This is a genomic window from Parahalioglobus pacificus, from assembly GCF_014652275.1.
Taxonomy (GTDB): domain Bacteria; phylum Pseudomonadota; class Gammaproteobacteria; order Pseudomonadales; family Halieaceae; genus Parahalioglobus; species Parahalioglobus pacificus.
The window spans coordinates 240,304-257,544 of sequence record NZ_BMYM01000001.1; the positions used below are offsets into that span (position 1 = coordinate 240,304).

Annotated in this window: 15 protein-coding genes; all 15 read left to right on the forward strand. The window is 59.2% G+C overall.

Features of this window, described 5'->3' with window-relative positions; genetic code table 11:
• Positions 1-9 precede the first annotated feature (9 nt).
• The 15 genes from rsmH to lpxC all read left to right on the forward strand — a co-directional run bounded on the left by rsmH (position 10) and on the right by lpxC (position 17,187).
• Positions 10-927, forward strand: a complete 918-nt coding sequence (rsmH, locus tag IE089_RS01125; RefSeq protein ID WP_189474373.1) for a 16S rRNA (cytosine(1402)-N(4))-methyltransferase RsmH — start codon at positions 10-12, stop codon at positions 925-927.
• Complete coding sequence (gene ftsL, locus IE089_RS01130; RefSeq protein ID WP_189474375.1) at positions 924-1,244, forward strand: cell division protein FtsL; 321 nt, start codon at positions 924-926, stop codon at positions 1,242-1,244. Before rsmH ends, ftsL begins: the two co-directional genes overlap by 4 nt.
• On the forward strand, positions 1,241-2,986 hold the full coding sequence (locus tag IE089_RS01135) for a peptidoglycan D,D-transpeptidase FtsI family protein (RefSeq protein ID WP_229802518.1): 1,746 nt from the start codon (positions 1,241-1,243) through the stop codon (positions 2,984-2,986). Before ftsL ends, IE089_RS01135 begins: the two co-directional genes overlap by 4 nt.
• On the forward strand, positions 2,983-4,449 hold the full coding sequence (locus IE089_RS01140; protein ID WP_189474377.1) for a UDP-N-acetylmuramoyl-L-alanyl-D-glutamate--2,6-diaminopimelate ligase: 1,467 nt from the start codon (positions 2,983-2,985) through the stop codon (positions 4,447-4,449). Before IE089_RS01135 ends, IE089_RS01140 begins: the two co-directional genes overlap by 4 nt.
• On the forward strand, positions 4,446-5,819 hold the full coding sequence (locus IE089_RS01145; protein ID WP_189474379.1) for a UDP-N-acetylmuramoyl-tripeptide--D-alanyl-D-alanine ligase: 1,374 nt from the start codon (positions 4,446-4,448) through the stop codon (positions 5,817-5,819). Before IE089_RS01140 ends, IE089_RS01145 begins: the two co-directional genes overlap by 4 nt.
• The gene (gene mraY / locus IE089_RS01150; protein WP_189474381.1) at positions 5,813-6,895 is read left to right on the forward strand and encodes a phospho-N-acetylmuramoyl-pentapeptide-transferase; all 1,083 of its coding nucleotides are present in this window, start codon (positions 5,813-5,815) and stop codon (positions 6,893-6,895) included. Before IE089_RS01145 ends, mraY begins: the two co-directional genes overlap by 7 nt.
• Positions 6,896-6,918: 23 nt before the next feature.
• The gene (murD, locus tag IE089_RS01155; protein ID WP_189477263.1) at positions 6,919-8,277 is read left to right on the forward strand and encodes a UDP-N-acetylmuramoyl-L-alanine--D-glutamate ligase; all 1,359 of its coding nucleotides are present in this window, start codon (positions 6,919-6,921) and stop codon (positions 8,275-8,277) included.
• Positions 8,270-9,418, forward strand: coding sequence for a putative lipid II flippase FtsW (ftsW, locus tag IE089_RS01160; RefSeq protein WP_189474384.1), 1,149 nt, complete (start codon positions 8,270-8,272; stop codon positions 9,416-9,418). The genes murD and ftsW overlap by 8 nt, the downstream gene beginning before the upstream one ends.
• Positions 9,411-10,511: an undecaprenyldiphospho-muramoylpentapeptide beta-N-acetylglucosaminyltransferase gene (gene murG / locus IE089_RS01165; protein ID WP_229802519.1), complete on the forward strand. Its 1,101-nt coding sequence runs from the start codon at positions 9,411-9,413 to the stop codon at positions 10,509-10,511. Before ftsW ends, murG begins: the two co-directional genes overlap by 8 nt.
• Complete coding sequence (murC, locus tag IE089_RS01170) at positions 10,508-11,941, forward strand: UDP-N-acetylmuramate--L-alanine ligase (RefSeq protein ID WP_189474386.1); 1,434 nt, start codon at positions 10,508-10,510, stop codon at positions 11,939-11,941. Before murG ends, murC begins: the two co-directional genes overlap by 4 nt.
• Entirely contained in the window at positions 11,938-12,885 is a 948-nt protein-coding gene (locus tag IE089_RS01175) for a D-alanine--D-alanine ligase (protein WP_308428812.1), read from the forward strand. The genes murC and IE089_RS01175 overlap by 4 nt, the downstream gene beginning before the upstream one ends.
• Complete coding sequence (locus IE089_RS01180) at positions 12,878-13,696, forward strand: cell division protein FtsQ/DivIB (RefSeq protein ID WP_189474388.1); 819 nt, start codon at positions 12,878-12,880, stop codon at positions 13,694-13,696. The genes IE089_RS01175 and IE089_RS01180 overlap by 8 nt, the downstream gene beginning before the upstream one ends.
• A 22-nt stretch (positions 13,697-13,718) precedes the next feature.
• A complete protein-coding gene (gene ftsA, locus IE089_RS01185) occupies positions 13,719-14,957 on the forward strand; it encodes a cell division protein FtsA (protein ID WP_189474390.1) in 1,239 nt (412 codons plus the stop codon).
• A 59-nt stretch (positions 14,958-15,016) separates the two neighbouring features.
• On the forward strand, positions 15,017-16,198 hold the full coding sequence (gene ftsZ, locus IE089_RS01190; RefSeq protein WP_189474392.1) for a cell division protein FtsZ: 1,182 nt from the start codon (positions 15,017-15,019) through the stop codon (positions 16,196-16,198).
• A 74-nt stretch (positions 16,199-16,272) separates the two neighbouring features.
• Positions 16,273-17,187 (forward strand): UDP-3-O-acyl-N-acetylglucosamine deacetylase, encoded by a 915-nt coding sequence (gene lpxC / locus IE089_RS01195; RefSeq protein ID WP_189474394.1) that lies wholly within the window; start codon positions 16,273-16,275, stop codon positions 17,185-17,187.
• Positions 17,188-17,241: the final 54 nt, after the last annotated feature.

Here is a 17,241-nt window from a genome sequence, read left to right on the forward strand (position 1 = left end):
GTGGGCGCGATGCATGAAACAGTGCTGTTACGAGAGGCCGTGGAGGCTCTGGTGACGACACCCGGCGGCATGTATGTCGACGGCACCTTCGGTCGCGGTGGTCACACGACTCAGGTGCTGGAGGCGCTCTCAGACAGCGGTTCTGTACTTGCGATCGATAAAGACCCTGAGGCCGCTGACGTTGCCGCGAAAATGCAGTCTACCGATCCGCGGTTAGCGTTTTTTCATGGCTCATTCGCTGACCTGCCTGCGGCATTGGCGCAACAGGGTGTGGCGCAGGTGGATGGGATTTTGCTGGATCTAGGCGTCTCCAGTCCGCAGCTGGATCAGGCGCAGCGCGGTTTCAGCTTCCAGGCCGACGGCCCGCTCGACATGCGTATGGACACAACTCGCGGCGCTACGGCAGCCCAGTGGCTTGCGAGCGCAGAGCAGGATGAGATCAGCGCAGTGCTCAAGGATTACGGCGAAGAGCGCTTTGCCAAGCGAATTGCCGCCGCCATTGTGGAGGCGCGATCCGAGCAGCCTCTGGAAACAACCGCGCAGCTCGCCAAGGTGGTTAGCGAGGCGAATCCGCGCTGGGAGAAGCACAAACACCCCGCGACTCGCGCCTTTCAGGCCATTCGCATTCGCGTGAACCGTGAGCTGGATGATCTGCAGCAACTGCTGGATGTGGCTGTGGACCTTCTGACCGTTGGTGGGAGGCTTGTAGTGATTAGCTTTCACTCGCTTGAGGATCGCATGGTGAAACGCTACATGCGTGATATGGCGCGGGGGAAGTCATTGCCGCGGGGTGTGCCTGTGACCGAAGCGGACCTCGATCGCCGCCTCAAGCTGGTGGGGAAGGCCGTGAAGGCGGGTGCAGAAGAGTTGGCTGCTAACCCTCGTTCTCGCAGTGCGGTAATGCGAGTCGCGGAGAAAATCGCATGAGTCGCCGACAGGCCACGGTAACTGCGCCTGCTATCGTCGCTGGCCCGGCGCTTCGGGACACCTTGTTACTCGCTGCCGTTCTGGCGGCCGTTCTTGTTTCCTGCCTTGCCGTCATTCGCTCCTCCCATGCCTGTCGCCAGCTGTATGCACAACTGCAGTCATTGGAGGCGACGCGTTGGCACCTGCAGGAGGACTACAGTCGCCTGTTGTTGGAGCAGAGCACCTGGGCTTCTCACCACAGGGTAGAGCAGGTGGCGGCAGATGATCTGGGAATGCGTGCCCCTTCGATGGCGTATCGCGCGGTGGTGGAGCAGTGAGTCGCCCTCGTAAAAATAAGAAGCAGGCAGAGGTGGTGCCTGTCTGGCGCTTCTACTTCATCGTGGCTGCCTTACTCACGCTGCTGGCTTTGTTGGTGGGCCGTGTTTTGCTGTTGCAGGTGCTCGATACCGATCGCGGGCATGAGTTTCTGCAGAAGCAGGGCGCCATGCGTTCGTTGCGCACCGCAGAGATTCCCGCTTACCGCGGACTGGTTTCAGATCGTCGAGGTGAGCCCCTCGCGGTCAGCACCCCCGTCATCTCGCTGTGGGCTAACCCCCGGCATCTGGACACGACTCGTCTGCCAGAGCTGGCCGGACTGCTGAATCTGCAACTGTCTGACTTGCAGGCGCGGGTTGATCGTTATGCGGGCAAGCGCTTCATGTACCTGGAACGTCATATGGTGCCTGCGCGGGCCAGGGATATTCTGGCGCGTCGCATACCAGGCGTCAGCGGTGAGCGCGAGTACCGTCGCTACTACCCATCGGGTGAGGTCGCCGCGCAAGTTGTGGGCTTCACCAACGTGGACGGTGAGGGTATCGCAGGGCTGGAGCTGGCCTATAACGATTGGTTGCGCGGTATTCCTGGCAAGAAAAAGTACATCAAGGACCTGCATGGAGATGCCGTCCGGGACATTGGTGTGCTTGAGGCCGCCCAGCCCGGTCGGGATTTAAAGCTCAGCATTGATTTGCGCTTGCAGTACTTGCAGCACCGCGAGTTACAGCGAGCGATGACCGTGACTGGCGCGAAGTCCGGCTCAATTGTGACGCTCGATGCGGCGACAGGCGAAATACTCGCCATGGTGAACCACCCGGTTTACAACCCCAATAGTCAAGATGGCTTCGAAATGGCCAATACGCGCAATCGCGCGATGACTGATGTTTATGAGCCGGGGTCCACGATGAAGCCCCTAACGCTGGTCGCGGCACTTGAGAGTGGCAAATACAGCACTGAAACCATGATTGATACAGCGCCAGGCTGGATCAATGTTGGCAGAAAGACACTGCCGGACCCGCGTAACTACGGAGAAATCAGTGTCTCTCGAGTCATCGAGAAGTCCAGTCAGGTCGGCGTTACCAAGATGGCTCAAGTGCTGGGGCACGAGCCGATCTGGGGAGTCTTTCAGCGTTTTGGTATGGGCAGCCCTGTCGGTGTTGGTTTTCCGGGCGAGAGTGCAGGTATTTTGCCCGATAGACCGCGCTGGCGCGCAATCGAAAAAGTGACCCTGGCATTTGGTTATGGGCTCACGGCCACACCGTTGCAAATCGCCCATGCCTATTCCGTGTTCGCGAATGATGGCGTGCAAATGCCGCTGACGTTGCTGGCCCGCGATGATTCAGTCGAGGCCCCCTTGGGCCAGCGGGTGATTGCTGCGGACACCGCTCGCAAAGTGGTCGATGTGCTGCACGCTGTGACCGGCGAGCACGGAACAGCGGGCAAGGCCAGGGTGGCGGGCTATGAGGTCGGTGGCAAGACGGGTACCGTGCACAAGGTTGGCCCACAGGGTTACATCGACGACAAGTACGTGGCGCTCTTTGCGGGTCTGGCGCCTGTTGAAGACCCGCGGTTTGTCATCGTGGTGGTGATTGATCAGCCACAGGGCGACGCTTATGGCGGCGGGGCTGCAGCCGCGCCTGTGTTCTCCCGCGTTGCAGAAGGCGCATTGCGCCTGTTGAACGTGCCACCCACGGTGCCGGCCGAGGGTATTGCCAAGCGCGACAAGCAGCCGGGGGGGAATGCATGAGCCATTCGATCGCGCTGCATGACCTGGTCGAGTCGAGTCAGGTCTTGAATGTTGATGTGACGGGCGTAGCCATAGACAGTCGTACTGTGCAGCCCGGTGACGTCTTTCTGGCGTTTCCCGGTGATACGCATGATGGCCGACAGTTCATTGAGCAAGCCGTCGCCAATGGCGCTTGCGCTGTGATAGCGGAGCCGCCGGTTGCCGGCTTTGTCGATGCGCTGCCAGTCCCCCTGATCGAACTTCCCGAGCTCCAGCAGGAAGCGGGTTCGATTGCTGCGCGCTTCTATAGCCACCCCAGCCATCAGATGCTGGGGGTAGGTGTGACAGGGACTAACGGTAAAACCACGATTTCCCACTTGGTGGCACAGTTGATTCGATTGGCCGGTGATGGGTGCGGAGTGATCGGCACCCTGGGCGCTTCACTGGATGGCCGTGTGAGTGGTGCGGCAAACACTACGCCAGATCCCGTATCACTGCAGCGGCAGTTGGCCCAATGGCGTGATGATGGCGTGGCCGCATTCAGCATGGAAGTGTCTTCGCATGCGCTGGTGCAGGGGCGTGTGAATGGCATGCGCTTCAATACCGTGATCTTTAGCAATCTGTCTCACGACCACCTCGACTATCACGGCACAATGGCGGCCTATGGGCGTGCCAAGCTGAGACTGTTTGAGTTGCAGTCCCTGGCGGTTGCCATTGTGAATCTCGATGATGCCTTTGCGCCGTCGGTGCTTCAGACGCTGGATAGTTCAGTCACTGCATTGACTTACAGTATCGACGGGCGCGTCGATGCAGCGGTTCGTGTTGTCGATATCAGGCACACGACCCAAGGTATGCGTGCGCGGCTCGAGACACCCTGGGGCGAGGGTGAATTTACAACCTCGCTCAGCGGACGATTTAACCTCGGAAACATTGCGGCAGCTGCCACCGCAGCACTGGCCGCCGGGCAATCATTGGTGGATGTGCTGGACCATATCGCCTTGCTAACACCGGTGCCGGGGCGAGTGGAATCTGTGCCCAATGATTTGGGTATTCAGGTCATTGTTGATTATGCGCACACGCCTGATGCCTTGACTGAAGTGCTTGCCGCTCTGCGACCCTCGGTCTCGGGTGTGCTAATCACGGTGTTTGGCTGCGGCGGCGATCGTGATGCGGCCAAGCGCCCGGTTATGGGGCGCGCTGCCAGCGAAGGCGCAGATCAACTGATCGTTACCAGCGATAACCCTCGCAGCGAAAACCCGACGGCCATTCTTCTCGATATAGAGGCCGGGCTGACCGGTGACTACCGCCTTGTGGTGGATCGCGCCCAGGCCATAGAGATGGCAATTTCTGAGGCAATGCCCGGCGATTGTGTGCTAATCGCCGGAAAAGGCCACGAGGATTATCAGGTGCTGGAAACAGGGCGCATTGATTTTTCTGACGTGGCCCACGCCCAAGCAGCGTTGGCGCGGAGGGCATCCGCATGATGTCGGCGTTCAAGCTCAGCGACGTGGCAGCGCCCTTGAGCGGTGATGTGCACGGCGCCGATGCGCGCTTTTTACGCGTAGCCACTGACAGTCGACAGGTGCGTGAGGGTGATTTGTTTGTGGCCCTTCGCGGCGAGCGCTTTGATGCCCACGACTTCCTGCCGCAGGTGTGCGAGGCAGGTGCTGCGGCAGCCATGGTGAGTCACGTTGTGGATGTGGCGCTGCCGCAGATCAAGGTCGACGATACAGAGCGCGGCCTGGGTTTGTTAGGAGCGTATAACCGCGAGCAGTATCGCGGGCCATTAGTCGCAATCACCGGCAGTAATGGCAAGACAACGGTGAAGAACCTGACGGCCGCCGTGCTGTCGCAGGGCGGCCAGACCCTGGCGACCGAAGGTAACCTGAATAACGAAATCGGCGTGCCTCTGACGCTCTTGGCAATAGAGCCCGGAACCAAGTACGCCGTGGTGGAAATGGGCGCCGGCAAACCAGGGGATATCGCCTGGTTATGCGAATTGGGCAAGCCCACGGTGTCGGTCGTTCTGAATGCAATGCCAGCTCACCTTGAGCGCATGGGTAGTGTGGAAGAAGTCGCGAACACGAAAGGGGCGATCTATGACCGCCTGGGCGCCGATGGGGTTGCCATTATCAACAACGATCAGCCCTGGGCATCGCAGTGGAAAGTTCGTGCTGGGGAAGCCCGCGTGCTTTCCTTTGGAATGCGCACACCTGCTGATGTGATGGCGCGGGATGTTCAACTGCTGGGGGTGCAGGGTTCCCGTTTCGTGGCCTCTACACCCGTCGGGGATATCAAGGTTGCTCTCACGCTGCCAGGTGAGCACAACATCATGAATGCGCTGGCGGCTATCTGCGCGGGAATTGCCTGTGGTTTGGCGCCCGCCGAGATCGAGTCTGGACTGGCGGCAGCTCAGGTAACAGGTGGTCGCCTGGCATTGGAAGAGACTCACTCGGGCGCGCAGCTCATCGATGACTGTTACAACGCTAACCCCGGTTCAGTGCGCGCAGCCATACAAGTTCTCGCGCAGTGCAAAGGTCAGCGGGTGCTCATTCTGGGTGCGATGCGCGAGCTGGGCGATGATGAGGCCGCGCTGCATCGACAGATGGGAGAGGCCGCGCGCGATGCTGGTCTGGATGGTTTCTGGGGTGTGGGTGACGCGCTCCGTGACGCGGTTGCCGCCTTTGGGAGCCAGGGGCGTTTCTTCCCCTCAATGGACGCAGCACAAGTCGCCGCCCACGGTGCATTTGCTAGTGGCACAACCGTGTTGGTGAAAGGTTCGCGCGGTGCGCAGATGGAGCGTCTGTTGCCCGTAATTCGCGGAGAGATGTCCGCAGGGAGCACCTCATGCTGATTTTTCTCGCGGAGTTTCTGCAGCAGTTTGATGCCGGCTTCCAGGTTTTTCAGTATCTCACCTTGCGCGGTATTCTCGCTGCCGGCACTGCCTTGGCAGTATCACTGCTGCTGGGTCCCCTGCTGATTCAACAGCTGACTCATCGCCAGGTAGGGCAGGCAGTGCGTACCGATGGCCCCCAGAGTCATCTGAGTAAGTCGGGCACCCCAACCATGGGCGGCTCTTTGATCCTGGTCGCCATCGTGTTCAGCACCTTGCTCTGGGGGGATTTACGCAACCCCTATCTCTGGCTAGTGCTGCTGGTGACGATTGTGTTCGGTGCAGTGGGCTGGGTTGATGACTATCGCAAGGTGGTCGAGAAAGACTCTCGAGGACTGCCGGCGCGCTGGAAGTATTTCTGGCAATCCGCTGCGGGTATTGCGGTAGCCGTTTACCTGTATACAGCCTTCGATACCCCGGTAACCACCGAGTTGTACATTCCCTTCTTCAAGGACTTCGCCTGGCAGATGGGGCCGCTGTTCCTGTTGCTGACGTATTTGGTGATTGTGGGATCCAGTAACGCGGTCAACCTGACCGACGGGCTTGACGGTCTCGCCATCCTTCCAACCGTACTGGTGGGTACTGCACTCGGCATCATTGCCTATCTGGTGGGCCACGTGGAGTTCGCCGATTACCTGCACATCCCCTACGTGGCAGGCAGTGGCGAGTTGTCCGTGTTCTGCGGCGCAATGGCCGGTGCCGGGCTGGGCTTTCTCTGGTTTAACACGTATCCCGCTCAGGTCTTCATGGGCGATGTGGGCTCACTGGCCCTCGGTGCCGCTCTGGGCGCAGTGGCGGTGATTACCCGGCACGAGATCGTGTTTTTCATCATGGGCGGAATATTCGTGCTGGAGACGGTCTCTGTGATCTTGCAAGTGGCGTCTTTCAAGCTGACAGGCAAGCGTATTTTCAGAATGGCGCCCATTCACCACCACTTTGAATTGAAGGGTTGGCCCGAGCCCCGGATCATTGTTCGCTTCTGGATTATCACCGTCATGCTGGTGTTGTTCGGACTGGCGACCTTGAAATTGCGCTAGGCGAAGGAGAGCGATAACTCGTGATGCAGAATGTAATCGCAAGCAGCAACAAGCGTGTGGTGGTAGGCCTTGGTCCCACCGGCTTGTCTGTAGCGCGTTTTCTGTATCAGCGTGGTGACGACTTTTGCGTTGTGGATTCACGACAGTCGCCCCCAGCTCTGGCGCAACTTCAGCAGGAGATGCCAGACATCACTGTGTACGCCGGTGATATGCCTGCCAATGTCATGAACGCCGCATCTGAGCTCATTGTCAGTCCCGGTGTTGCTCTGGATGAGCCTGCCGTTGCTGCCGCACATGAAGCCGGCGCAGCCATTGCGGGCGATATTGACTTGTTTGTAGCAGCCGCCAATGCACCAGTCGTCGGGATTACGGGTTCCAATGCGAAGTCGACGGTCACTGCACTGCTGGGTCAGATGGTTGCAAGAGCTGGCAAAGCGGCGGGCGTAGGTGGGAACCTGGGGACGCCGGCACTGGAGTTGCTCGATGAGAGCAATGAGCTGTACATCCTTGAGCTCAGTAGTTTTCAGCTGGAGCGGGCTGGTCGACTAGGCTTGCGTGTGGCCACGGTGCTCAATATGAGCCCCGATCACCTGGATCGTCACGGCAGCATGCCGCGCTACCACCAGGCGAAGCACCGTATCTTCCGTGGCTGCCAGGCTGCGGTCGTAAATCGCGATGACCCACTGACCACGCCGCTGCTAGAGGATGATGTGCCACTGGTGAGTTGGGGAATGCATGAGCCTGACATCGGCCAGTTCGGACTTCGGGACCATGAGGGCGAGGCTTGGCTCTGTTGCGGTTTTGAGCCGCTGATGTCGGTGTCCTCATTGCCGCTTCCCGGAAAGCACAATGTGGCCAATGCACTTGCGGCCCTGGCCATCGGCAGCGTGCTGGAGCTGCCCACGGAGGCGATAGTTGCTGCGATAAAGGCCTTTAAAGGCTTGCCGCACCGCTGTGAGTTGGTTGTTGAAGCAAACGGTGTCACTTGGGTCAATGACTCCAAAGGCACCAATGTGGGGGCCGCCATAGCAGCAGTTAACGGCTTGGGCGGTGATAACAACATTATTTTAATCGCTGGTGGTCAAGGTAAGGGCGCGGACTTTGGCCCCTTGAAGGCACCGCTCGCCAACCACGCGAAAGCACTGATTACCCTTGGCGAGGATGCGGCAAAGCTGGAGCGAATGGCGGAGGGAGTGGTCACCGTGCATCGCGCGCAGAGCATGGCGCACGCGGTTGAATTGGCTTCTAAGTTGGCCTCATGCGGCGACACAGTGCTGTTGTCACCCGCGTGCGCCAGTTTTGACATGTTTTCAGGATTCGCCGCCCGCGGCGACGCTTTCGCGGCGGCGGTGAGAACCTTGACGGGGGAAACTGATGCCTAGGTCAGTCGCCCAGCACCGTAGCCTGTTGGCGATTGATCCGCTATTGGGGTTGCTCGGACTCGCTCTGATACTTGTGGGTCTGATTGCCATAAGCTCCGCGTCCATCGAATACGGCGACTGGCATTACGGCAATCCCTGGCATCACACCCAGCGTCACCTAGTGTACATCCTGGCAGCGACCGTAGCAGGCGTGATTACCTACCGCATCCCGGTTGGATTTTGGGAGCAGACAGGCTGGGCATGGTTGTTGGTTGCGCTGGCGCTTTTGGTGCTGGTTCTTGTCCCGGGTATCGGCAAGGAGGTCAAGGGGAGTCAGCGCTGGATTCAGTTGGGGGCCTTCACCTTGCAGCCGTCTGAGCTGGCGAAAGTGGCTCTGGTCATTTACCTAGCCGGTTACATGGTTCGGCAGGAAGAGGAGGTGCGCGGCAACTGGCGCGGTTTCCTCAAGCCCATGGCAGTTGTTGGTGCCGTTGCGCTGTTGTTGATGGTAGAGCCTGATTTTGGCGCCACGGTGATTTGCGCCGGCACCGCAATGGGGATGCTTTTCCTGGGCGGCGTACGTCTGGGTCATTTCCTTCTGATGTTGCTGGTGGGCCTGCTGGGGCTGGTGGCGTTGGTGTTTAGCGCACCTTACCGGGTGGCCAGGCTCACCGCCTATACCGACCCCTGGGCCGATCCGTTTGGCGCAGGCTTTCAGCTTATTCAATCGCTGATCGCTTTCGGGCGTGGCGAATGGCTGGGCGTAGGGCTGGGTAACAGTGTGCAGAAACTGTTCTACCTGCCCGAAGCCCACAACGACTTTGTATTCTCCATCTGGGCGGAGGAGACCGGTTTCATCGGCGCCATGCTGGTGATGGGCCTGTTTGCTGCATTAATTGGTCGCATCCTCTGGGTTGCTCGACAGGCGCTGTCGCAAGGACAAAAGTTCGGTGCCTACGTTTGCTATGGCACCGCGTTGATCTTCTCGGGGCAAGCGTTTGTGAATATGGGGGTGAGCTCAGGGCTATTGCCCACCAAGGGTCTCACCCTGCCGTTTGTGAGTTATGGCGGCACCAGTCTCATCATGAGCTGTTGTCTTCTGGCGCTGGTACTGCGCGTAGAGCGGAGCCTGGACACACAGGGAGGGCGCACGCGTGGTTGATGCATCCTCACCTCTGATACTCGTTATGGCTGGCGGTACGGGTGGTCATGTGTATCCTGCGCTGGCTGTCGCTCGCGAGTTAGAGGAACGCGGTTATCGCATCGCCTGGGTTGGCACGGATCGGGGTCTCGAGGCACGCGTTGTGCCTGCCGCTGGCTTTGCGCTTCACGTCTTGCCAATGCGAGGTGTTCGCGGCAAGAGTCTATTCGGTAGGTTGCTCGGCGTGCTGATGTTGTTAGTGGCACTGTGCGAAGCGCTTGTGCTGGTGTTTAAGCTCAAGCCCGTGTGTGTGCTGGGAATGGGTGGTTACGCCTCCGGCCCTGCGGGGGCGGCGGCCTGGTTATTGCGCAAGCCACTGCTGGTGCATGAGCAGAATGCTGTCGCCGGTACCACAAACCGCCTGTTGGCGCCGCTGGCCACAGAGATCGTTGCGGGTTTTGCAGGGGCATTCAAGCCCGCTGTGGCGTACAACGTGCTGGGTAACCCTGTGCGGGCTGAATTCATAGCGCAGGCCGCAAACGCGCCCTGGCACTTTAGCGGTGACAGGCCGCTGCGCTTGTTGGTCGTAGGCGGCAGTTTGGGTGCAAAGCCCCTGAACGAGTTGGTGCCCGAAGCCGTGCGCACTGTAATTGACAGTGGAGTCGCGCCTGGGATTGAAGTCTGGCACCAGTGTGGTGCTGCCCACGGTGACGCTGTTCGCGCTGCATATACCGGCGTTTCCGAATCCCAGGTTCGCGTTAGCGAGTTCGTCGAGGATATGGCCACGGCCTATGCCTGGGCCGATGTCGTCGTGTGCCGCGCTGGCGCATTGACGGTAGCGGAGTTGGCGATCATGCGCCGGCCCGCACTGTTGGTGCCCCTTCCGCATGCCATTGACGACCATCAGACGGCCAATGCGCGCGCGCTGGCCGATGTAGGTGCGGGTGTTTTGCTGAAGCAGTCAGAGCTGAGTGCGCAAATCCTCGCCCAGCGAATAGAGCAGTACCTGCGCTCGCCCGAGCAATTGGCAAAGATGTCTGCTGCCTGTGAGTCCGTTGCCAGACCGAAGGCGACACAGCAAGTGGCCGATCGTTGTGAGGCACTGGCGGCATGAACGAGCGTAACGTGTACTCCGTTCCCGAAATGCGCCGAGTTCGCCGCATCCATATGATTGGCGTTGGCGGCAGCGGTATGAATGGCATTGCCGAAGTGCTGGTAAACCTGGGTTACGAAGTTTCCGGATCAGACCTGCAGCGCAGCGCATCCACAGAACGACTCGAAAATGCGGGAGTGACCGTATTTATTGGGCACGATGCCGCCCATGTCACTGGGGCCGATGTGATTGTGGCCTCCAGTGCTGTGGGCGATGAGAATCCTGAAGTCGTGGCTGCGCGCGAAGCCAGGGTACCGGTGGTGCCGCGGGCAGAAATGCTGGCTGAGTTAATGCGCTACCGCCATGGCATCGCCGTCGCAGGTACCCACGGAAAAACAACCACCACCAGTTTGATTGCGTCTATCTTTGGTGCGGCCAGCCTTGATCCGACATTTGTCATCGGCGGACGCCTTAATAGCGCGGGCAGCAATGCCCAGCTGGGCGCTAGCCGGTTCCTTATTGCCGAGGCGGACGAAAGCGACGCCTCCTTCCTGCATCTGCAACCGATGGTTGCGGTGGTCACTAACATTGAAGCTGACCACATGGAGACCTATGGCGGCGATTTCGCCAACCTGCGCCGCACCTTCCTCGACTTCCTGCATAACTTGCCGTTTTACGGCATGGCGGTGCTGTGCATCGATGATGATGAAGTCAGGGATCTATTGCCCGAGGTATCGCGGCAGGTATTGACCTATGGCTTTGACGAGGCTGCCGATTACCGCATCGTCGATCTGCAACGTGACGGGCTACAGACCCGTTTCCGGGTCTTGCGCCCCGAGGGGCTTAGTGAATTGGCTATTAGCCTGAATCTGCCCGGACTGCATAACGTCCTAAACGCCACGGCAGCCATTGCCGTCGCCAGCGATGAGGGCATTGCTGACGGTGCGATTCAATCCGGACTGGCGGAGTTCTCCGGTGTTAATCGCCGGTTCACCCAGCTGGGCGAGGTGGCTGTGAACGGTGGCGCAGCGCGCCTGGTTGATGACTACGGTCACCATCCCACCGAAGTGAGTGCCACACTTGATGCAGCCCGTCAGGCATTCCCTGGCCAGCGGACCGTGATGATCTACCAGCCTCACCGCTTCAGCCGCACCCGAGACCTGTATGACGATTTTGTCAAAGTTCTCTCGGGTGCGGATGTGCTGGTACTGCTGGATGTGTACCCCGCAGGTGAAGAGCCGATTCCCGGCGCGGACAGCCGTAGCCTCTCACGCAGCATCCGCCAGCGTGGACAGGTGGACCCGATTTTCGCCGCCTCAACCGACGAGGTGCCGGGCCTGTTGCGTGGTGTGCTGCGCGATGGCGATGTCGTCATCGCCCAAGGTGCCGGAAATATTGCAGCCCTGGCCCAATCGCTGGCGGCTATGAAAACGCTGGGGGAGTTGAAGTGAGTGTGAATCTGGAACCCGACCTGACGCCGCTGGCTGGTAAACCGGTGGCGGTATTGCTGGGCGGGAAGTCGGCGGAGCGCAAAGTGTCGCTCAACAGCGGTGCGACCATCGTCGAGGCGCTGCGCGCATTGAACCTGGATGTTCGCGCGGTGGACACAGCCGATGACTCCTGGATAGACCAGCTTCATGGCGTTGGCTTTGCATTTATTGCCCTTCACGGCCCGGGGGGTGAGGACGGCACGATTCAAGGTGCGCTGCAGAGCATGGGTATTCCCTACAGCGGATCCGGCGTTCTTGGTTCCTCGTTGGCTATGGACAAACTTCGCACCAAGCAGTTGTGGCAGGGCGTTGGCGTCAGCACGGGCGCGTTTGTCCCGCTGGCCGAAGACAGCGATTGGGAAGGCATCATCGAGCGCCTGGGCAAGGTGTTTGTGAAGCCCGCCTGCGAGGGCTCGAGCATCGGTATGACGCCTGCCACTAACGCGCTGACACTCAAGGCAGCTTATCGCGCTGCGGCAGAATACGGCACGGGTGTTATTGCAGAGCAGTTCATCGACGGCCCCGAATACACAGTGGCCATCCTGGGCGATCAGGCGCTGCCCTCGATTCGCATGGAGACGGATAACGAGTTCTACGACTACGAAGCCAAATACCTGTCTAACGATACGCGTTACCAATGTCCCAGTGACCTCGACGAGTACGAGGAGTCACAACTCGCCCGGCTGGCTCTGCGTGCGTTTGACACGCTGGGTTGCGAAGTCTGGGGGCGGGTGGATGTGATGCGAGGCGCCAATGGTCGGTTCTACGTACTGGAGGTGAATACCGTACCGGGCATGACCTCGCACAGCCTCGTGCCCATGGCGGCGCGAGCTGCGCACATGACCATTGAATCTCTGGTGGCACACATAATCTCCCTGAGCCTGGAGCAGAAGCGCAATGGCTAATGCGCCCAAAGCCAATGTGCGTAAGCGCAACGCCTCCCGCAAGGGCGGGGCGAGTGCTACGCGAAAAACGGCGCAGGCCCCGACCCGTCAACGCTTTGCTTTGCCCTGGCTTAACCACGTGATGATCCTTGCAGGGGTCGCATTCGTTGCGGTGGCGGCCGTACAGGCCTGGTTGACCTTAGATGCCATCCCGGTTGAACAGATCAGCGTGAAAGGTTCATTGGAGCACACACAGCGCGAAGCGGTTGAGTCGCTGGTGCAGCCTGCACTGGTTGGCGGCTTCCTTAGCGCAGACCTGGCAACTATGCAGCAGCAACTGGAATCCTTGCCCTGGATTTACTCCGCCAATGTGCGCCGGCGCTGGCCTAATGCGCTTGAGATTCACGTGGTCGAGCAATTGCCGATTGCCCACTGGGGCGAAGCGGGCTTTCTCAATCACGAGGCGCAAGTATTTCAATCGCCCGATGCGCAGCGTTGGGAGGGCCTGCCAACCTTGCGTGGCCCAGAGGGCAGTGCGCGACATTTGGTTGCCCGTTACCAGCGGCTTGAAGAGCTGCTGGCGCCCATCGGCAGGGAGGTAGTGACGCTGATTCAGGATCGACGGGGTCAACTGGATGCCGAGTTGGATAACGGTATTCATCTGTTGCTCGGCAATGACGAGTTTGTCGAGCGGGTGCAGCGCTTTGTTGCGCTGTATCAGCGGGAGCTAAGGGCGCGTGACGAGTCCGTCGCGCGAGTGGATTTACGTTACGCCAGCGGCGTGGCAGTGGCCTTTGAGTCAGCGGAACAGCTGGCGGGCCTGACGGAATAAGAAGAGCGGGAGAGACACTGCCATGGGCAGCGCACAGGACAAACGGATGATAGTTGGCCTCGATATTGGCACGTCGAAGGTGGTCGCCATTGTAGGCGAGATCACGCCGGACGGCGGTATTGAGGTTGTCGGCATTGGCTCACACCCCTCTAAGGGCATGAAAAAGGGCGTGGTGGTGAACATCGAGTCCACGGTGGCCTCGATCCAGCGAGCGGTCGAGGAAGCCGAGCTCATGGCTGGCTGCCAGATTCATTCGGTCTACGTGGGCATCGCCGGCAGTCATATTCGCAGCCTTAACTCGCACGGCATTGTGGCGATCAAGGACCGGGAGGTATTCGCCGCTGATCTGGATCGAGTCATTGATGCAGCCCAGGCTGTCGCTATTCCTGCGGACCAAAAGGTGCTTCACATCCTGCCTCAGGAATATGTGATCGATAACCAGGAGGGCATCAAGGAGCCGCTGGGTATGTCGGGCGTGCGGTTGGAGGCAAAAGTGCACCTTGTTACCTGCGCGGTAAATGCTGCCCAGAACATTGAAAAGTGCATCCGACGCTGTGGCCTGGACGTGGAAGACATCATCCTGGAGCAGCTGGCCTCCAGCTATTCGGTACTCACCGAAGACGAGCGTGAATTGGGTGTGTGCCTGGTAGATATCGGTGGGGGCACCAGCGATATCGCGATCTTTACCGAAGGCTCAATCCGCCACACCGGTGTTATTCCTATCGCCGGTGATCAGGTGACCAACGATATCGCCATGGCCCTGCGCACGCCGACGCAGCATGCCGAGGAAATAAAGATCAAGTACGCCTGCGCACTGACCCAACTGGCTGGCGCCGACGAGACCATCAAGGTACCAAGCGTGGGCGAACGTCCGCCGCGAGACTTGTCCCGCCAGGCGTTGGCTGAGGTAGTTGAGCCTCGCTACGACGAACTTTTCACGCTGGTACAGGCGGAGCTCCGCCGCAGTGGCTACGAGGACATGGTGCCGGCAGGGATCGTACTCACCGGGGGCACCGCGAAGATGGAAGGTGTGGTCGAGCTGGCCGAAGAGATATTCCATATGCCGGTTCGCGTGGGCTACCCGCAGGCTGTACAGGGCCTGAACGACATTGTGCGCAACCCCATTTATGCAACTGGCGTGGGTTTGCTGATGTACGGCTTGGAAAATCAAGACGACGGAGGCAGGCCTGCACGCAGCGGCGGGTCGGGCGAGGGCAACTGGCTCGACAGGGCCAGGGGTTGGATACAAAACAATTTTTAGGTGTAACGCAGTACGCAGTCGCGCTTGTCGCGGCACTTTATAAAAAGGGGAGATAAACCATGTTTGAACTCATTGATAACGTTCCAGAGAACGCCGTGATCAAGGTGATCGGAGTGGGCGGAGGCGGCGGCAACGCCGTGAAGCACATGATCGATAACGAGGTCGAAGGTGTGGACTTTATTTGTGCCAATACTGACGCTCAAGCACTGTCAGACGTTGAGTCGCGAACAGTGCTGCAACTCGGTGGTGATATCACCAAGGGGCTTGGAGCGGGTGCCAATCCAGAAATAGGACGTGCGGCGGCGATGGAAGATCGTGAGCGCATTGCCGATACGCTGGCTGGCGCCGATATGGTGTTCATCACCGCTGGGATGGGCGGTGGCACCGGCACCGGTGGTGCGCCAGTGGTCGCTGAAGTCGCGAGAGAAATGGGCATTCTGACGGTTGCTGTCGTCACACGCCCGTTCCCGTTTGAGGGCAAGAAACGCCTCTCAATCGCGCACGAAGGTGTGCGTGAACTGCAGCAGCATGTGGACTCGTTGATTACGATTCCCAACGAAAAACTGCTGGAGGTTTTGGGGAAAAATACCAGTCTGCTGGATGCCTTTAAAGAAGCGAATGATGTATTGTTGGGCGCGGTTCAGGGCATTGCCGACCTGATCATCCGTCCAGGCATGATCAACGTAGACTTTGCAGACGTTCGTACTGTGATGTCTGAAATGGGTATGGCAATGATGGGCACGGGCTCCGCTACTGGTGAAAACCGGGCGCGTGAGGCTGCTGAGAGAGCTATCAATAGCCCCCTCCTTGACGACATCGATTTGCAGGGCGCTCGCGGTATCCTGGTGAATATCACCGCAGGGCTCGATCTGTCACTTGGAGAGTTCTCCGACGTTGGCGACACGATCGAGGAATTTGCGTCCGAAGAAGCAACAGTAGTGGTAGGGACAGTCATCGATCCGGAGATGACGGATGAGTTGAAGGTGACCGTTGTGGCTACCGGTCTTGGGGCCGAAGCTGCGCGTACACCGCTTCAGGTGGTTGATACCCCGGTGCGAGAAACACCGGCGACCGCTGAGGAACTTTCTGAAGCTCCGAATTACAAAGACTACGACCTGCCAGCCGGTCGACGTAAACAGCGTCAGGTAGCGGCAGGTGGTCAGGCAGCAGCGGCTGTCGCAGACGCCGGTGGCGAGGAATACTTCGATATTCCTGCGTTTTTGCGCCGCCAGGCCGACTAGGAGCCACTACCGGGTAACTGTGCGGTAGCGGCGTTTACCGTCTCGCGGACGGCACAGATTACGGTTGGAAAGGTATGATTCGACAGCGTACTTTGCGAAATGCCATTAAGGCGACGGGTGTGGGTTTGCACACGGGTGAGAAGGTGTATCTGACGCTGTCTCCTGCACCGCCCAATGCCGGTATTGTGTTTCGTCGCGTCGATCTTGACCCGGTGGTCGAGATTCCCGCGCGCGCAGAGAACGTGGGAGATACCACGCTTTCCACCAGCTTGGTGACCGGTGATGAACGGGTCTCCACGGTAGAACACCTTCTCTCGGCCATGGCAGGGCTGGGTATCGATAATGCGTACGTCGATGTCAGTGCCGCCGAAGTGCCGATTATGGATGGCAGTGCGGGGCCATTTGTGTTCCTGATCCAGTCCGCTGGTATTGAGGAGCAGAACGCGCCCAAGAAGTTTATTCGCATTAAGCGCCCGATCACGGTTGAAGACGGGGACAAGGTAGCCAGCTTCCTCCCCTTTGATGGCTTCAAAGTCTCCTTCACTATCGACTTTGATCACCCGGTGTTTCGCGATCGTACTGCCCACGCCGAAGTCGACTTCTCCACCACCTCCTTCGTGAAGGAGGTGTCTCGCGCCAGAACCTTTGGCTTCATGCATGAGATCGAATACCTGCGATCCAAGGGCCTTGCTCGCGGCGGCAGCGTCGACAACGCCATTGTGGTGGATGAATACCGCATCCTGAACCAGGATGGTCTGCGCTACGACGATGAGTTTGTTAAGCACAAGGTGCTGGACGCCATCGGTGACCTCTACCTGCTGGGCCACAGTCTCATTGGCGAGTTTCGTGCCCACAAGTCAGGCCACGCACTGAACAATGCTTCTTTGCGAGCGTTGATCGCCCAGACAGATGCCTGGGAAATGGTCACCTTCGAGGACGAGGCTGAATCTCCAATTTCCTATGCCCTGAACGCCGTTCCTGCGGCCTGATTTAACCCCCCTTCTGGGGCATATGCGTGGAATTTGATAGTGCGTTGTGGCATA

Coding starts and splice junctions, on each gene's coding strand:
- rsmH (WP_189474373.1), top strand. CDS start 10: ATGCATGAAACAGTGCTGTTACGAGAGGCCGTGGAGGCTCTGGTGACG.
- ftsL (WP_189474375.1), top strand. CDS start 924: ATGAGTCGCCGACAGGCCACGGTAACTGCGCCTGCTATCGTCGCTGGC.
- IE089_RS01140 (WP_189474377.1), top strand. CDS start 2,983: ATGAGCCATTCGATCGCGCTGCATGACCTGGTCGAGTCGAGTCAGGTC.
- IE089_RS01145 (WP_189474379.1), top strand. CDS start 4,446: ATGATGTCGGCGTTCAAGCTCAGCGACGTGGCAGCGCCCTTGAGCGGT.
- mraY (WP_189474381.1), top strand. CDS start 5,813: ATGCTGATTTTTCTCGCGGAGTTTCTGCAGCAGTTTGATGCCGGCTTC.
- murD (WP_189477263.1), top strand. CDS start 6,919: ATGCAGAATGTAATCGCAAGCAGCAACAAGCGTGTGGTGGTAGGCCTT.
- ftsW (WP_189474384.1), top strand. CDS start 8,270: ATGCCTAGGTCAGTCGCCCAGCACCGTAGCCTGTTGGCGATTGATCCG.
- murC (WP_189474386.1), top strand. CDS start 10,508: ATGAACGAGCGTAACGTGTACTCCGTTCCCGAAATGCGCCGAGTTCGC.
- IE089_RS01180 (WP_189474388.1), top strand. CDS start 12,878: ATGGCTAATGCGCCCAAAGCCAATGTGCGTAAGCGCAACGCCTCCCGC.
- ftsA (WP_189474390.1), top strand. CDS start 13,719: ATGGGCAGCGCACAGGACAAACGGATGATAGTTGGCCTCGATATTGGC.
- ftsZ (WP_189474392.1), top strand. CDS start 15,017: ATGTTTGAACTCATTGATAACGTTCCAGAGAACGCCGTGATCAAGGTG.
- lpxC (WP_189474394.1), top strand. CDS start 16,273: ATGATTCGACAGCGTACTTTGCGAAATGCCATTAAGGCGACGGGTGTG.